This window comes from Rhodanobacter sp. Col0626, assembly GCF_049994385.1.
Classification (GTDB): domain Bacteria; phylum Pseudomonadota; class Gammaproteobacteria; order Xanthomonadales; family Rhodanobacteraceae; genus Rhodanobacter.
Map to the genome: position 1 here is coordinate 3669006 of NZ_CP188260.1, position 16969 is coordinate 3685974.

The window sequence follows — 16969 nt, forward strand, 5'->3', positions numbered from 1 at the left end:
TCATGGCACAAATCACTCTCATCGAAGCGGTCACCCAGGCGCTCGCCTACGAAATGGCCCACGACGAAAGCGTCGTGGTGCTGGGCGAAGACGTCGGCGTCAACGGCGGCGTGTTCCGCGCCACCCAGGGCCTGCAGGAAAAATTCGGCGAACTGCGCGTGCTCGACACGCCGCTGGACGAAACCACCATCGCAGGCGTCACCGTCGGCCTCGCCGTGGCCGGCATGAAGCCGGTCGCCGAAGCGCAGTTCGAAGGCTTCATCTACCCGATGATGGAGCAGATCGCCTGCCACGCCGCGCGCATGCGCAACCGCACCCGCGGCCGCCTCACTGTGCCCGCCGTGTGGCGCGCACCATGGGGTGGTGGCATTCGTGCGCCGGAGCATCACTCCGAGGCGAACGAACACCTGTTCACCAACATCCCCGGCCTGCGCGTAGTGATGCCATCGTCGCCGGCGCGCGCCTATGGTCTGCTGCTCGCCGCGATCCGCGATCCGGATCCGGTGATGTTCTTCGAGCCCAAGCGCATCTATCGCCAGTACAAGGAAGAAGTGCCGGACGATGGCGAAGCGCTGCCGCTGGACGTGTGCTTCGTGTTGCGCGACGGCACCGACGTGACCCTGGTGAGCTGGGGCGCGCAGGTGAAGGAAGCGCTGGAAGCGGCCGATGAACTGGCCGAGCAGGGCATCAGCGCCGAGGTGATCGACGTCGCCACGCTGACCCCGCTGGACTTCGATACCATCGCCGAATCGGTGCAGAAGACCGGTCGCTGCGTGATCGTGCACGAGGCCCCGAAGACCGCCGGTTTCGGTGCCGAGATCGCTGCACGTCTGGCCGAGGAATGCATCTACGACTTGCTCGCGCCGGTCGAGCGCGTCACCGGTTTCGACACGCACATCCCGCTGTTCCGCCTGGAAATGAAATACATGCCGAGCGTGGAGCGCGTCGTCGACGCGGCAAAGCGTACGCTGGCGGCAAGCTGACATTCTTGCTCCTCCCCCTGCTTGCAGGGAGAGGCCGGGAAGGGGTAAAGCTCTTGATCTGAAGTCCGGGCGAAGAGCACCCCACCCCAGCCCTCCCCTGCGATGCAGGGGAGGGAGCCAAAATCCAAATCACTCTGGAAATCCGCTCATGGCTGATATCAAGACGTTCTACCTCCCCGACCTCGGCGAAGGCCTGCCCGACGCGACCGTCGTCGAGTGGCACGTGAAGGTGGGCGACACCATCAAACTCGATGCACCGCTGTGCTCGATGGAAACCGCCAAGGCCGTCGTCGATGTGCCCTCGCCGTACACCGGCAAGGTCATCAAGCTGCACGGTGCGCCTGGCGACATCATCGAGACCGGCGCCGCGCTGGCCGAATTCGAACCCGATCCGAACGCCAAACAGCGCGCCGAATCGCAGGACACCGGCCACCAGCATGGCCCGAAGAAAAGCGTCGGCAGCCCGGCGGCGGATGATAGTCACAAGGTGGTGGCGTCCGACGAAGGTGGCGAAGTCGAAGAGACCGTTGCCGTGCGCGAAGACGAAGGCACCGTGGTCGGCGCGATGGTCAGCGGCAGCCACGTACACGTCGAGCAGGCCGCCAGCATCGGTGGCGTGAAAGCCGTGCCCGCCGTGCGTGCGCTGGCGAAGAAACTCAAGATCGACCTCACCCGCGTGCGTCCGAGCGGCGCCGATGGCGTGGTCACCATGAAAGACGTCAAGGATGCCGCTGCCAACGGTTCGGCCGCGCTTGGTGCCGCCCCCGCACGCTCCGTCCCGGCATCTGCCGGCCGTCATTTGGCACCGGAACTGCCGCAACCCGAGCCACAGCGTTCACCGACCTCGCTGGCCGGCAAGCCGGTGCGCACCGCGTCGCCGTCGCAGGCCGCCAGCGGCCAGCCGGAACAGCTCAAGGGTGTCCGTCGCAACATGGCCCGCGTGATGGCTGACGCGCATGCGCAGGTTGTGCCGACCACGCTGGTCGACGACGCCGACCTGCACGCCTGGATCGGCAAGCAGGACATCACCGCCCGCCTGATACGCGCCATCGTGTCGGCGTGCAAGACGGTGCCGGCGCTGAACGCCTGGTTCGACGGCAAGAACCTCACCCGCACCCTGCATCCGCATGTCGATATCGGCATAGCGGTGGATACCGATGACGGCCTGTTCGTGCCGGCGTTGCGCAATGCCGACGTGCTCGACGCGCCCGGCGTGCGCGCCGCGATCAAGCGCCTGCGCACGCAGGTCGAGGACCGTACGATCCCGGCCTCGGAGCTGTCCGGCTACACCATCAGCCTGTCGAACTTCGGCATGTTCGCCGGTCGCTATGCGACGCCCGTCGTGGTACCGCCGACCGTCGCCATTGTCGGCGCGGGCAAGCTCAGCCACGACGTGGTCGCGGTGATCGGCGGCATCGAAGTGCACCGCCGCATGCCGCTGTCGCTGACCTTCGACCACCGCGCCGCCACCGGCGGTGAGGCTGCGCGCTTCCTCAAGGCGATGCTCGATGACCTGGCGCTGCCGAACTGATCGACATCATCGTAGTCGCCTAAAAAAAGGCGCCCGGTTGGGCGCCTTTTTCTATCTAATGCCGTGACGATAGTGTCAGGGCAAGAGTACACGGCTATTGTCTGCTCCAATCTGGAACCATCCAGTTGGAACAAAAAAGGCCGGCGAGCAGGTACCAGGCGACACTGTCGGCCCCGTCCGAAACGGAGATGGCGCGTCAACTGGCGGGCATACCTCAATACCACCGTTGATACCAGTATTACCGCGGTTGTAAATAACGCCAGTCTTGTTAACGCCTTGGCCTTGGATCAAAAAACCACCTGATCTAACCTCATCTCCACCACCACCTGACCAAGCGCCCTGGATCGCATACTCATCCTGTTTACCATCGATGAAAAAATTCCGCTCCAGACTGGATCCGTCCATCCCGGAGGGATCGGTCTTGATGTAGCTCATTTCACCACCAGCATATCCGCCACCGAAAGCGAGAAATACCGATTCGAAGTCTCCGCCATACGTGCCTAGCCGATTGATATTGAACCCACCTGCCGGCGTCGCATCCCAGATGGAAAGCGAGCGCGATGCATCTGTCCAAGCAATCGAGATGCGATTGCTCAATGTGTAATAACCCAGCGAGAGCGGAACACTTCCGCATTCGACCGGAAATGCCCGCGACCAAACCAAAGCACCGTTTTTGATCAACCAGTAAGAGAACTGGCACGTGGATGCATTGAGCCAGAGCAAATCATCCTGGCCATCCCCATCAACATCTCCAGCACCAAACAATTGCCATCCGGCTGGATAATTTCCCAATCGGCTGCGCTGAAAGCCCCCATGGCCATCGTTCATCAGCCACCACACATCGCGACTGGCGCTGGTGATCGCCAAGTCGGCAAGGCCATCGCTGTTGAAGTTACCCGTAGCGCCAATGAAATACCCCGAGGGAATGGGGAACGCACGCGAACTTGCAATCGTGACCGACCCTGTGGCATCAGTAGCCATTAACCAATACGAACCCTGGCTTATGGAGGTGTTGAACCAAAGCAGATCAGACAAGCCATCACCGTTGAAATCGTTCGGCACGATAGTGCTACCCGGTATCGGTGTCGTCACCTGCAGCGCTTGCAGGGTGTCGAAGCCAATTTCCTGTGCAGGCACATCAAACGACACTACAAACATAAAAAAAATGGAAAAAATAACGCGCGGCGATGTCGTGAATAATCTTTTTAAAAGCGCGCGGTGACCCGCAAAAAGCGCTAGTGAAAAACGCATGAGCGGGCGCAGCATCATGGCGTCACCTCACGAGCAACGCCATTGGCCATGGCGCCAACAACGAACCATCCACGCGGATAGGTGAATCTGGTGCAGCCGTTGTCGATGACGATAGCTGAAGCGGCCGGACCGGGAACTAATGAATTTGTCGGCGGACAAATCTCGAGGCGGGAATTTCCGTATTGATAGATCACGCCGGTTCCCCGCACGTTGATGAGGAAGCCAGCAGACGAAAGAGGCACCGCATACCCACCACTCCAAGTGTCTCTGCCAGATACGCCCATTTGCTGGCCATTAACATCAAACGCCCTGTTTAGAACCTGTCCGTGACCCGCATACAATTGGTTACCGTAGGCATCGACGTCATGCTGCCAAACAACCCAACCCATGTTTGCACCAGCGTAACCTCCCCCAAAAGCCCTCAAGGTTATATGTGGATCGGTCTCGTACGCGCCCAACCGCGAAGTAGCGAAAATGGCAGGCTCGCCAACCTGACCGTCCCAAGCATAAAATGTACGCTGCGGAGTCGTCCAGACGATGGAAAGGCGATTGCTCGGCGTGTAATAACCGATGGAAAGTGGCGTGTCGCCACAAACAACTGACTTAGCACCAGAACCCACCAATGCGTTCTGCTTGATCAGCCAATAGGAGAACTGGCATGAGGAAGCGTTAAACCAAAGCAGATCATCTTGGCTGTCACCATCAATATCGCCAGCACCAAGCAACTGCCATCCCTTCGGATAGGTTCCGATCAAACTTGAATGGAATTGCCCATGACCATCATTGGACCATAGATAAAGATCGTGTTTGGAACTAGTAAATACAATATCGGCCAGTCCATCCCCATTGAAGTCACCGACTGCGCCAGGGAAGTAACCGCGGATCACATTAAACCCCTTCGAACCCACCACTGTCACTATTCCCGACGAATCGGATGCCATGAGCCAGTAGGAAATCTGATTGGTCAGCGGATTGACCCATAGCAGATCGGATATACCGTCACCATTGAAGTCACCTGGGACCCGGGAGCTCCCTGGAACTGGCGTCGTCGCCTGCAACACCTGCGAGGTATCGATGCGAACGTCCTGAGCATCTGCTCGAGTTGCACCCAGCAACAGTGCAAAACCATACAGCAAGGCAAAGTGGTCAATACGGCACATACTTACATCCCCGTTGGTCAAACAGGAGACGACGCTGGCGCATCCGCGCTATAGACAAATATCTTCTCCCCTTTCAAAAGCCTGACACAACTCGTGATCGGTGACAATTGTGTAGAGGCCGCGATCGACGCCATGGACGCATAACGTGTCGATTAAAGACGGAGGCGGCGAATCAGTAATCGCGCACGTCCAGCAGGACAAGACAGCTCGCGCTGTAGTTGGCGCCATCCGGCCACGTCACTGCGTCGAGCGCCAGTGTTCCCGCCGTCCACTGTTCGTTGTCGAGCAGAGCTTCGCAGCGAGCATCGTCGCCATGGCGATGCGTCAGTCGCAGCCAGTGTAGTTCGGGCGTGAGCACTTCACGCTTCAACGCGGCCTCGACGGCCTCCATCGCTTCCGCGGGAACGCTCAGCTCCCCATCGCCGCGCACGTTGAACGGACCGATGAAGACGTCCCAGATCCGCACGCCGATATTCCACGCCGTGATGCGCATCCGTCGATCGTCCGTGACATACCAGCAGGCGGCCAGCAGTAAGTGGAACGCATTCTGCTCGAAGGCCTGCAGCGCATCGAGACAACCGGCATCCACATCACCGAAGCCGACGAAACTTTCCTCGATCCGCCGCTCCTCGCTTAGCACGACGTCGACGTCCAGTTGGCCAGGTTCGTCCGGCGCGCCTTCGTGCCAGCTGGCGCGGATCGCGGGAAAGTCATCGTCGGTGACCAGCCAGCCGTCTTCATCCGCGTCCAGCTCCACATCATGTCGCTCGAACAACCGCAACAGGTATTTCTGCAACGCCGTACTGTCCATCTTCATTCTCGGTTTTCCGTGTTGTTCGGCGAAGGCAGTTCACGCCACGTCAGGTACACACGCAGGTCGAACTCGCGTTGGTGGTAGTCCGGCAGCATATACGTGCACAGCTGGTAGAACGCCTTGTTGTGATCGGTTTCCTTCAGGTGCGCTAACTCGTGCACCACGATCATCTGCAGGAATTCCGGCGCGGCGGCCTTGAACAAGGCGGCCACGCGGATTTCCTTCTTTGCCTTGAGTTTGCCGCCCTGCACCCGCGAAATGGCCGTGTGCAGGCCAAGCGCGTTGCGCACGACATCAAGCTTGCTGTCGTACAGCACCTTGTCGATGCCCGGCGCGTTCCTCAGGTATTGCTGCTTCAGATCCATGGTGTAGCTGTACAACGCCTTGTCGCTCTGCACCGCATGGCGACCAGGATAACGCTGAGCCAGATGCTCGCCGAGCCGCTCCTGCGCGATCAGTTCGCGCACCTTGTCCTGCAAGGTGACGGGATAAGCCTGGAGGTATTTGAGCGGAACCATGCGGCATTCTCGCATTGCACCGGTTCATGCGCATCGGCGTAGAACGGTCCTTCCGACGTCATCGGAGATGTTTCATGCATCACAGCCGGCTCAGCACCCTCGTGATCGACTGCCATGTCGACAACCTCGACATCGCCACTGCGTTCTGGAGTCAGGCATTAGGCAAGCCGGTCGCCAGTCCCGATCAGGATGGCGACGGCAGGTACGCCGAGCTGCAGACCGCCGCGGACGAGCCGCTCATCCTGCTGCAGAAGGTCGACCACCCCAGCCGCGTGCACCTGGACATCGAGACTGACGACCTCGACGCCGAAGTGGCAAGGCTCGAAGGGCTTGGCGCGCAGCGCGTGGCCTTCGTGCGCGAGCGTTGGTGGGTGATGGAGGCGCCCAGCGGTCATCGCTTCTGCGTGGTGGGGCCGCAGCGCAAAACCATCGGACCGCACCTCAACCGCTGGGGCTGAGAACCTACATGTCGAAGCGGTAACTCACTTTTATCAGCAGCTGCTCGTCGTCGCGCAGCGCGAAACTGTTGCGCAACACGTCGGTGGTGTTGCCGGCGAAGTCGTCTTGCGCGTAACCGCCGCGGCCATAGACCACGTAAAGGTACGACAACGGCGCCAGTTCATAGCGATAGCGGATCTGCAGGCCCAGGTTGCGCACGCTGAAATCGTCGACCGGCTCGCCGCTGGCGACGGCCCGCCCATCGGCCCCGACCCGATAACCGCCACGCGCATGGGCATCCAGGCCGATCGCCTGCAGTTTCAAGCGCAGTTCCTGGCGACCGTTGATGCTCCAGTCGAAGCCGGCATCGAACTGCAGCGAGTGTTCGTTGAACCGGCCGACCTGGCCGCTGTCGCGCTGCCATACCAGCCAGTCCGGGATGTGCTCGTAGTAAGGGCCGGCGTAAACGCTGAAGGCGTCGCTGATGAAATAGGTGGGGATGAACTTGACGTCGTAACCGACCTGCCGGTTGCCGCTCAAACCGCCGGTCAGCGCCTCGACATCCAGCTTGAACGCCCAGTCGCCATGGCGCGGGCTGACCCGCTCATAGACAAGGTCCACGGTAGGCGGCAGGAACAGTGCGCCGTTGTCACGGGTCAGCAGATCGTCCCAGCCGGCGCTGTTGACGTTGAGCTGCACCTGTTCGGTGGCGCCGTTGCGCAGGTTGCTGATGCGACCGATGCGCAGCTGGCGGCGCAAGCGCAGGCCATGGTCGTTGTCCAGCGCATCGATGCGGAACTGCCAGTCGTGCGAGCTGTACGCCGAATCGGTCGGCAAGTCCGTGTAGCGCTTGCGCACTTCCCAGTGACCGTAATTGAAGTTGTTGCGCTCGAGGTAACCGAAATCGTTGATCTGCAGCTGGTCGCCGAAGTGCATGCCCAGCCATTGCTGGCGCCAGCCGTTGCCCATCTCGTAGTCGGCCAGGAAAGTCGCGCCGCTGTCGCGGGTGCGGGTACCGGACTGCAGGATGTCGCTGGCCACCACGTTGGTCGCGATGGTCAGTTGTGGTGTCGGTCGCCAGTGATGGTCGATACCGAGCACGGTCGCCTCCCGATCCAGCCAGGGATGGTCGACGCGGGTCAGCAGCATGCCCAGGCTTTGATCGCCGAAATCGTGGGTCACACGCGCCGCGCCAAAGAAACGCCCGGCTTCGCCATCCTCGTCGGCCGCCATCACGCCATAGCTGGTAGTGCCGACACTGCCGTTGACCTTCACCGCCGCATTGATGTCGGCCGCGCCATGGCCGTCGTCGGATGGTCCACCGACACGACGGGTATAGATCAGCTGGCTGTTGTCGTCGAGCAGGCTGAAATCGAAGATGCCCTGGTTCTCGGTGAAGAACGGCCGCTTGTCGCTGACATAGGTTTCGGTGGCGCCAAAGTTGACCACCAGGTCATCGCTCTCGACCTGGCCGAAATCCGGATTCAACGCAGCGGTCAGCTGAAACTGACCATTCGGTTTCCACAGGATGTCGGCGCCTTCCTGAAAATGGCTGCGGCCTCCCACGTTGTCATACAGGCCCGACATATACGGGGTGATCGCCAGCAGTGACTGACTGTACTGCGGCAACTCGACCCGCCGGAATTCGGACAGGAAGCGCGGGCGCGTGAAGCTCGCCACCGGCCATGCATCGCGTTCACCGGTCGAGCCGGTCACGCGGTCGAGATAGACCCCGAGCGTGCGCTTGCCGTCGTGCGCCATATGCATCGGCGCGATGTACCACGGGATCAGCATCTCGACGGTCCAGCCGGTCGCATCCTCGCTCACCGCGTGCTGCCAGTTACCGTCCCAATCCTTGTTGAAGTTGGTCTCGTTGGTGACGACGGCATCGTAGACGCCGCCGGTCGAACTGACCGTGAAGTTGTAGCCGGTGCGGCCATTGCCGTCGAAGTCGACGATCAGGTTGACCCGATCCACCTGATCCTCGAAATCACGCTGCACACGCTGCGGCGTGCGCGGCACGCCGGCCGGCTGCTCGCAGCGGAAGGCCACGGCCAGGCCTTTGGGCGTCGCCAGGATCCACGCGTCGGTCGGCAGCGAGGCCGGCTTGCCGCTGAGCGGTTGGGTCTGGCGAAAGTCGGTGACGTGACGCGCGTCCTTCCACTCGACCGGATCGATGTGGCCGTCGATCTCGACGGCCAGGGCGGGTGCCGACAATGCGGCAAGGGTTACGAACAACAGGCATGCCATGCGCATGTCGGGGAATTTCCAAGGGGGTTCGGCGCTGGATTGCGCAAGGGCGATGGATTCGCCTCGTTGCATAGATGCGCAGGATGCCCGCAAGGTTTAACCGTCTCGACGGCCATTGGTCATGCGTGACTTCCGGCGCGAACCAACAGCAGCCTCTACCCGGATCGTCAGCGACGCCGTCCCCAACACAGATAACGCAGCAACATGGCCAGCACGAGCACAGCGGTGAATGCACCGTAGCCGTACAGCGCCGGCAATACCTGTTGCCAGATGGCGCCGCTGGCTCGACCGAACCCGTCGACCGTGGGCAACTCGACCCGGTCGAAACCGATCACCGCACATTGCGCCGCGGCGACCAGCGCCAGCAACACGGCGCCAACATCGAAGGCGCGTCGGAACGACGTGCGCGGCAGGCTCTTCGGATAGGCCCAGTAACCCCAACACAGGATCAACAGCCACGGCGCAAGCAGCAGGATGGCGAGGTAACGCATCGATCAACACTCCGTCAGCGGGATCGCCGCGCGTCACTCCTGCGCGGCAAGTCGGTCCAGTGCGTCGCGCAACTGCGCGAGCGCATCATCACGCGCCTGCTCGTCGCGGTAATCGGGCGTCCTGGCGACCATCTCGCCCTCCAGATCCAGACTCATGCCCAACGGCCGGATCTGCAGCACGGCGGCGCCTGCGCCGAGCGACTTGATCTGCTTTTGCAGGGCGCCGGCCTCCTTCGGATCGGCAAACGATTTCGACAGCAGCAACTCCTCGCCTTCCGCGGAAAACAGGCGAAAGCGGAAATTACCATCAGCGTCGCGGAAACTGGCGAAGCGCGGCATTTTGCCCTGCTTTGGCGAAACCGTCGGTCGTGCGACCGACGTCGGCGCAGTGGTCATCATGCGCAAGCCCAGCACTTCGCGCAGCGCGGCCAGCTTCGGCGTGGCGATCGCGCGCGCCTTCCGCGCACCTTCCAGCAGGATCGTCTCGATCGCCGCCGGATCAGCCATCAACGCCTCGTAGCGTTCGCGCATGGGTGCCACGTCCGCTTCGACCCGCTCGTACAACACCTGCTTCGCCTCGCCCCAACCGATCCCGTCCAGCAGCGCCTGGCGGAATGCCGCCGTCTCGGCATCGCTGGCGAACGCGCGGAAGATGGTGAACAAAGCGCAGTTGTCCGGATCCTTCGGTTCGCCCGGCAGGCGCGAGTCGGTGACGATGCGCATGATCGTTTCGCGCAACTGCTTCTTGCCGCCGGCGAACAGCGGGATCGTATTGTCGTAACTCTTCGACATCTTGCGACCGTCGAGCCCGGGCAAAGTCGCCACCTGTTCCTCGATCAACGCCTCTGGCAGCACGAAGAACTCATGTCCGTGGAGGTGGTTGAAGCGCTGGCCAAGATCGCGCGCCATCTCGATATGCTGGATCTGGTCGCGCCCGACTGGTACCTGACTCGCGTCGAACGCCAGGATGTCGGCCGCCATCAATACCGGGTACATGTACAAGCCGGCCGTGATGCCGGCATCGACGTCCTCGCCGGCTTCCGTGTTGCGGTCAACGGCTGCCTTGTATGCATGCGCACGGTTGAGCATGCCCTTGGACGCGATGCAGGTAAGGAACCAGGTCAGCTCCGGGATTTCCGGAATATCCGACTGGCGATAGAATGTGACCCGCTGCGGGTCCAGGCCCGTGGCAAGCCAGGTGGCGGCAATCTCCAGCCGCGAGCGCTCGATCCGCGCCGCGTCGTCGCTCTTGATCAGCGCGTGGTAATCGGCCATGAAATAGAACGCATCCACGTCATCACGCCGACTGGCCTCGACGGCAGGGCGAATCGCACCCACGTAGTTGCCCAGATGCGGGGTGCCAGTGGTGGTGATGCCGGTAAGGACTCGGGTATTCATGTGGCGCCGCGCAAGGAAAACGTCAGTCTACGACATCCCACGAAACAGCTCGACCACTCCAACCCTTCTGCAACAAGGGTTTCAGCTCCCTGGGACGTGCCGAAAGAGGTCGGCATGCACGTGACTCACTGTTGGCCCTGATACCCCGGACCTGATCGTTACAGAGATTGAGTAGTTGACCGACAAGCTCAATATCGCCGCGGTCGTGACGAACGCGCCCACGCCAAGTCGCCGAGGAATGAATGGCCCGGCGTGAACCTGTCGGCGTCCCGCTTCAGCGGATCAGCGTGGATTTTCCGAACAGCGACTCGACCAGATCCACCGCCAGCTTGGCGGTGGCGTTGCGCTTGTCGAATGCCGGATTCAGCTCGACGATGTCGAGCGAGGCCATGCGCCCGGTATCGGCGATCATCTCCATGCACAACTGCGCCTCGCGGTAATTCGGGCCGCCGCGGACGGTGGTGCCGACACCCGGTGCAATGCTGGGGTCGAGAAAATCGACGTCGAAGCTCACATGCAGGTGGGTGTTTTCATCCATCCCGGACAATGCCTCTTCCATCACGCGTTTGATGCCGACCTCATCGATATGGCGCATGTCGTGAACCTGCATGTTCGCCTCTCGCACCATGCGTTTCTCGTCTTCATCGACCGAACGGATACCGATGTAGCGGAAGACGTCCGGCGTGGTCGCCGGGGTGGTGCCGGCCAGCCCGGTAAGCTCCGCCGGACCGACGCCGCACAGGCACGCCACCGGCATGCCGTGGATGTTCCCCGTGGGCGTGGCCTGCGCCGTGTTGAAGTCCGTGTGCGCATCCAGCCACAACACGCGCAACTGCTTGCCTTCGTCGTGGCAATGACGGGCCACCGCCGAGATCGAGCCGATCGCCAGGCAATGATCGCCGCCCAGCATGATCGGCAATCGGCCAGCCTGGAGCTCCTGATGAACAGCCGTATAGACGGCCGTATTCCAGGCAACCACCTCATCCAGATGACGGTAACCCTGTTCGGGCGGCAACCATGGATTCATCGGTCCCTGCAGGTTGCCGCGGTCGACGACCTTCAGTCCACGGCGCTCCAGTCGCGCCGCGAGGTTGGCCACCCGCAACGCTTCCGGACCCATCGCGGCACCGCGATGGCCCGCACCGATATCGGTCGGCGCCCCGATCAACGAAATGATCTGTCTGTCCATAACCTGTATTTACCTGCCATGCATCGCGGTGACGAAGACATCGGCCGCTGAAACTCAGCCTCATGGCCGTCATTCCAAACGAGTCATCGCCATCCGGTGAGAGAAGACACTCCACGACATGTCTCATCGTGACCGGCTTGAGTTTAACGGAACGCCTTCAACCACGCCGAAAGCGGATGGGCACCGGTGCCACCGGGGCGCAAAACGTCGAACGGATAAGCCACACGCGACTGGCGGGTCCACGATGCGCGCATGCGGAATCGCGGGCATTCCACAGTCGGTTTCGGACAAACTCGATGCTGCCGACACGTCCGCGTCCGAAATGTAAAATCGCCACCCGAAGAAAGACTGAAATCGCGACACACGCCATTCACGGCCGTGGAAAAAAGGTGCTCGAAGAGGGAATGGCCTACGCTGCCACGCGATGCGGGGTATCCGGTCCGGCATATTGCATCAGGACAATGGTGAATTCCGAACAGGCCATCTCCACCCTGACAGCACAATCGGAGCTGGCGTGTTCCCTGCGGGCCAGCTCATGAGCCAATCGAATGGCCTGTGCAAAGCGCAGCCTGTCGTACAGTCGCGCAGCATTTCCGCTGCAGATACACCATAGGCCGTGGCTGCTTTCCTTGATCGTCAAAACAACGCACATGACGCGACGCCTCAGACAAGAAATTGCCCGGCACCTCCGTCTGCGGCCCCTCGGGCAAACGGATAGTTGTCGGGTTTCGCTCAGTCTGTCGATCGCAACTTCATGCGTATGTAGGCGATTTCCCACAAAAGATGTCCGAACATCCCTCCATGTGATTCATCTGTCCTGACTAGTACGCCAGTCGCAGGCTCTGTTGCTCTGGATTCGGCACCTCGCCATATTTTGCGAGGATGACGGGCTCGGAGTACTGGCCGCGATCGACATCCGCCGCCTGTGCATACACCAGCACGCCGTCACACTGGTCGGCCAGCATCTCGCCTCGCGTCCGCGCCAACTGTTCCATGCCATGCAGAATCGGCTTGTCGGCGACGACATCGCCACCCTCCGCATGGAAGCCCTGCACGATGTAAAGCGTTTCCATGGCACATCCTCACAACTCTGTCGAAGGAGTCCAGCCTGAATAGACGTAAGTGCAGGGACCGCGATAAGGACGTCAACAACTTGTCGTCCGTTCAGGCATCCCCTACGGAACGTCATCCGAAATGCCACCCCGCCAGGCCACCACGCGTTGTCACGCCGGTGGTAAGTAAAATCCCGCCGCGCGGCTTGAGTGCGATTTCAGCCATTAATCAGGCTTCCATAGCCGGCGTATCTCAAAAACCGCCTTTGACATCGGCTGTACTTGGAGAACCAAAGTTGCCGCCAGCGTCGACTCCTGGGAATACGAATTTTCCCCTGGCTTCGAAGTCAGACGCCGTGGTCATAGCTGACTCACGCATCGGCATTCCCCTACATGAGAATGTGCCACGGGTCACAGAGCTAGCGGCTCATCGTCGTAGAGTCGTCCAAGCCGCCAACTGGACGGCTTTGGAGATGGAGATCGCTATGAAAGCTTTTCTTCCTGTTGCTGCCGCTGTGGTTCTCTCCGGCATCACCGGACTTTCCTATGCGCCAAGGGCCGAGGCGCACTTTAACTGCACGGGCGCTTACAACGATTGCATAGACTCAGGTGAAGATCCGGGCACTTGCAGCGAAAAAGAGGCAATCTGCTGGGCGACCAATCACTGGCCCGATAGGACCGACGCAGCCAAGGCCAACAAAAGCACCCTGAACGCCGAGTAGGCCACCCCATTTTTTGAAAGCTCATCCCTCGAGCTTCGTAGGCGCCCTCACCGGGCGCCTTTTTCTTTGGGCGGGCGTAACAGTGATCGGTGCGCATTTCCCGTACTCGCATAGCTGTGGCCCGTTCGTTTCGACCCGCGTCTTCGAGTACTTCTTTGCCGTTTTGCTTGAGTGAAAGCGGACGATCGTGGCCAGACATTCGGGTAATCGCGCAACTTCCAGATCAGGAACACGATCAGCGATCATGCGCCATCGGGCACGTGCTCACGAACTGGGGACCTACTGATTACAAATCCTTTAAATGACCAGTTCGACAGATAAGCCGCAATGCGGCCTTTCGGCTTGAAATGCTTGTCATTTCTTGAGTTAGCAACTTTTCGGACCTCCGATCAAGGTCGCAAAAAGTGGCAAAAAGGCCGACTGAGGGGAGCCATAGGGGAGCCACAGGAGGCTAGTCTTTCGGCACCGAACTCAGAATCGAATTCGACGCCCAGCCCCAAGCGCGCTCCCATCAAAGTCCAGCTGACAGCGGCCCTCATAGAGAGCTTGGACTTCGCCCATTGGCCGCTGTCTCCCGTTGAGTTCTACGGTAAGAAATTGGTGACCGAACCGACCCCGCCACACGTCAAAGATTGGACGGTGCGCGACCTGACCACCCGCGGTCTCGGGGTTCGGGTGACGGCGGGCGCCAAGTCGTTTTTCGTCCAGCGGAAGCAACGGGGCAGCACGTCCACCCGGTGGGTGCTCCATGACCAGCACAGCCTCCAGGCCGCGCGTGTGCAGGCGGCGGATTGGTATGTGCGCATGGGCAAGGTGGAAGACCCTCGGAATCTCCTGAAGGACAAGGCGCAGGCGCTGGCAGACCTTCGGCTGGCCAAAAAGATGACGTTTGAGCGCGCCTACGAAGAATTCATTGGTGATGGGTATGTGCGTGTGGACAACCTCACCTTGCGCCCGGCCACCCTCACCGATCGCAAGCAGGTGCTCCGCTGGATGCGCAAGATGGATCTGTGGACCACTCCCTTGGTCGACGTGGACGTGGCACTGGTCGACAAGACCTTTGCGCCATTGTTCGCCCAGGCCGAGAAGGCGCGCCGGGCGCACCGTGAAACGGGCGGACCGAAAAGGCGTGGCAGCGGGGCTGGCTCGGACGTAGCTGCTGTCCATAAGTGCTTGGCCCACTGCAACACCGCATGGAATGAAGCCACCGCGCAAAAGGCCGCGGCCAATCCGTTTTCCGCGTGGCGCGTGGCCCAAAGAAAGAGCCGAAAGCTTCCAGCGGTGGGACGCCGAACGACCATGCTGGCCACCGACAGCGATCAGGGCGTGGCATGGCTGAGAGGCTTGGTGGAACTCTGCGACTTGAAGGATCCGGCGCTGGCGATGGTGGCGGATTACGTGCTGTTGAGCGTCCTGTGGGGCGGACGGAAAACTGAAGGGTCACTGATCCGCTGGCGCGATGTGGGCTTTGGCGACCGAGAAGTGTGTTTCTCGGCGGAAAACACCAAAGGCAACAAAAACCACTACATCCCGCTGACGCCCTGGTCCCTCGACATTCTGCGCGACCGCCGCGCGAAGAACCTGCAGGCGGGCTGGCCGGTGGAAGATGCCGACCTGGTCTTTCCCTATCCCCATTCCGCCTCTCGACGCATTGAGGATTACCGCCCGATCACCCGCATCCTGTTAGAGCGAACCGGGTTGTGGATCGGCTTGCATGACTTGCGCCGCACCCTTGCTGGCTCGGTCTTCGGCTCGGCCAAGGATCTCGGCACCGTCGCGATCGCCTTGGGCCATTCCACAGGCCAAGACGTGACCATGGGTTATTTGCAGCGACAGGTCGCGCTGGCGTCGCTGCGCGAGCTCTACGTGATCCGAGAAAAGACTCTACGAAAGGTAGTTGGCCTGGATGCACCAGCGCCGGAGGATCAGGCGTTGTCGGACGCCCAGTGCACGATGGTCGATCTGATGCGAGGGATTATCAAGCAGGTGGGGTTGGATGGCATTCCACCGGAAAAGCTGACGCGGATGTTGACGGCTTAGCTCACCTTGACGAATGAATTGGTATAGATGAGCGCACATCGAGTCGTCGAATTCGCTCATTGTTTGGAACATGCCCCCGATTTCCACGCGCTATAGCTGCTTGGCTCCCACAGCGGCACAAACGATCCAGCGGACTCCATACCGATCTTCTCGCCATCAAATATTGCACGCACATATGCCTTGCTCGCTTCTGAGATCGGCAAAATCAATCCAAGTCATAAACTTTTGACCACGCAACAATTGAACCTACTCGTTAGCCTTCAAGATTTTTCGATATCTTCCAAGATGGAGTTGGTGAGGGTCTTGCCCAGCTCTCCCATCATGCGTTTCGCCACTTCGACATGAAGCTGCGGACGGATTTCGTCCAGTGTCTTTGGGTCGGCAATCAGAACCAGATGTTCATATTCTTGTTTGAGCACCCCCTTAGGCCCAGGGGCCGAAAGGGCTGCAAACATGCCAGGAATCGTATACAGCGGATTGCCGGCGGCGGTTTGCCTAACCGATCAGTATTATGCTGCCGAATCCCATAGCACTAACTCGCGTCGACCAAACCTTCAAACAGCAACCCAGACGGATTAGTGCGATCGACCGGGGTCACCGCCGACATGGGCATACGTCAAATTGACTTGGCGAGCGTTGTTGTGCCATCGATAACACGTTCAACTCTTATTCCGAAGCGATCGACATAGGTGTTCATGCATTTTACGAGGCTGGATAAATCATTGGATTGATCATTGAAGTAAATCTTTTTTGTATTCGACAAACCTGATCTCTCCGACGATGCAACAACATTGTATCCGATGACATTTTGGCTGGCGCCAGAACCGCGAACTGGAAAAACTACAATCCGCTCTATATCCTTCCATTGAAGGACCTTGAATTTCTTCCCGAGGAACGTTCTTGAGATCGAGTTATCGTCAACTACGATATTTGCTCTCCCAAGAAAAAATATGCTACCTATGAGCAAAAAGAAAAAAGCGGAGCCAAGGCAAAAAGATACGCCCGCTAAGCCGCCCCCCTGGCGAACAATCAAAACCGCGAGCAGCACACACAAACCAACCAGCGTGATAACCACCGTTATGACGGGAATTCGACCATTAAACTTATATACGTATGAAGGACTAGTGCTCAT

The 16969-nt window shown here is 60.1% G+C and carries 16 protein-coding genes; 5 read left to right on the forward strand and 11 right to left on the reverse strand.

What is annotated here, in order from left to right; genetic code table 11:
• Positions 1–2 precede the first annotated feature (2 nt).
• Both ACPPVV_RS16145 and ACPPVV_RS16150 read left to right on the forward strand, forming a co-directional pair.
• A complete protein-coding gene (locus ACPPVV_RS16145; RefSeq protein WP_426700891.1) occupies positions 3–983 on the forward strand; it encodes an alpha-ketoacid dehydrogenase subunit beta in 981 nt (326 codons plus the stop codon).
• A 148-nt stretch (positions 984–1131) separates the two neighbouring features.
• Positions 1132–2514: a dihydrolipoamide acetyltransferase family protein gene (locus tag ACPPVV_RS16150; protein WP_426700892.1), complete on the forward strand. Its 1383-nt coding sequence runs from the start codon at positions 1132–1134 to the stop codon at positions 2512–2514.
• A 75-nt stretch (positions 2515–2589) separates the two neighbouring features.
• On the opposite strand, the gene ACPPVV_RS16155 is transcribed toward ACPPVV_RS16150, so the two are convergent.
• From ACPPVV_RS16155 to ACPPVV_RS16170, 4 genes are all read right to left on the reverse strand, one after another.
• Complete coding sequence (locus tag ACPPVV_RS16155) at positions 2590–3783, reverse strand: FG-GAP repeat domain-containing protein (protein ID WP_426700893.1); 1194 nt, start codon at positions 3781–3783, stop codon at positions 2590–2592.
• On the reverse strand, positions 3780–4925 hold the full coding sequence (locus ACPPVV_RS16160; protein WP_426700894.1) for an FG-GAP repeat domain-containing protein: 1146 nt from the start codon (positions 4923–4925) through the stop codon (positions 3780–3782). The genes ACPPVV_RS16155 and ACPPVV_RS16160 overlap by 4 nt, the downstream gene beginning before the upstream one ends.
• Before the next feature lie 172 nt (positions 4926–5097).
• Positions 5098–5736, reverse strand: coding sequence for a DUF6348 family protein (locus tag ACPPVV_RS16165; RefSeq protein ID WP_426703259.1), 639 nt, complete (start codon positions 5734–5736; stop codon positions 5098–5100).
• A gap of 2 nt (positions 5737–5738) precedes the next feature.
• Positions 5739–6257: a M48 family metallopeptidase gene (locus ACPPVV_RS16170; RefSeq protein ID WP_426700895.1), complete on the reverse strand. Its 519-nt coding sequence runs from the start codon at positions 6255–6257 to the stop codon at positions 5739–5741.
• A 74-nt stretch (positions 6258–6331) separates the two neighbouring features.
• Between ACPPVV_RS16170 and ACPPVV_RS16175 the strand changes: the two genes are divergently transcribed.
• Entirely contained in the window at positions 6332–6715 is a 384-nt protein-coding gene (locus ACPPVV_RS16175; RefSeq protein WP_426700896.1) for a VOC family protein, read from the forward strand.
• A 4-nt stretch (positions 6716–6719) separates the two neighbouring features.
• Here ACPPVV_RS16175 and ACPPVV_RS16180 read toward each other — a convergent pair whose 3' ends face one another.
• The 5 genes from ACPPVV_RS16180 to ACPPVV_RS16200 form a co-directional block, all read right to left on the reverse strand.
• Positions 6720–8951, reverse strand: a complete 2232-nt coding sequence (locus ACPPVV_RS16180) for a DUF5916 domain-containing protein (RefSeq protein ID WP_426700897.1) — start codon at positions 8949–8951, stop codon at positions 6720–6722.
• Between the two features lie 161 nt (positions 8952–9112).
• Positions 9113–9436: a hypothetical protein gene (locus ACPPVV_RS16185; RefSeq protein ID WP_426700898.1), complete on the reverse strand. Its 324-nt coding sequence runs from the start codon at positions 9434–9436 to the stop codon at positions 9113–9115.
• Between the two features lie 33 nt (positions 9437–9469).
• A complete protein-coding gene (locus ACPPVV_RS16190) occupies positions 9470–10834 on the reverse strand; it encodes a tryptophan--tRNA ligase (protein ID WP_426700899.1) in 1365 nt (454 codons plus the stop codon).
• A 274-nt stretch (positions 10835–11108) separates the two neighbouring features.
• The gene (gene rocF, locus ACPPVV_RS16195) at positions 11109–12023 is read right to left on the reverse strand and encodes an arginase (RefSeq protein ID WP_426700900.1); all 915 of its coding nucleotides are present in this window, start codon (positions 12021–12023) and stop codon (positions 11109–11111) included.
• A gap of 821 nt (positions 12024–12844) precedes the next feature.
• On the reverse strand, positions 12845–13096 hold the full coding sequence (locus ACPPVV_RS16200) for a hypothetical protein (RefSeq protein WP_426700901.1): 252 nt from the start codon (positions 13094–13096) through the stop codon (positions 12845–12847).
• 464 nt (positions 13097–13560) lie between these two features.
• On the opposite strand from ACPPVV_RS16200, the gene ACPPVV_RS16205 reads away from it, so the two are divergent.
• Together ACPPVV_RS16205 and ACPPVV_RS16210 are read left to right on the forward strand one after the other, a co-directional pair.
• Positions 13561–13797 carry a hypothetical protein gene (locus tag ACPPVV_RS16205; protein WP_426700902.1) on the forward strand — a complete coding sequence of 79 codons (237 nt, stop codon included), beginning with the start codon at positions 13561–13563 and terminating at the stop codon, positions 13795–13797.
• A gap of 546 nt (positions 13798–14343) precedes the next feature.
• Complete coding sequence (locus ACPPVV_RS16210) at positions 14344–15837, forward strand: tyrosine-type recombinase/integrase (RefSeq protein ID WP_426700903.1); 1494 nt, start codon at positions 14344–14346, stop codon at positions 15835–15837.
• Positions 15838–16097: 260 nt separating this feature from the next.
• Here the strand turns inward: ACPPVV_RS16210 and ACPPVV_RS16215 are convergent, their stop codons facing one another.
• Positions 16098–16292 (reverse strand): host attachment protein, encoded by a 195-nt coding sequence (locus ACPPVV_RS16215; protein WP_426700904.1) that lies wholly within the window; start codon positions 16290–16292, stop codon positions 16098–16100.
• 161 nt (positions 16293–16453) lie between these two features.
• Complete coding sequence (locus ACPPVV_RS16220; RefSeq protein ID WP_426700905.1) at positions 16454–16969, reverse strand: hypothetical protein; 516 nt, start codon at positions 16967–16969, stop codon at positions 16454–16456.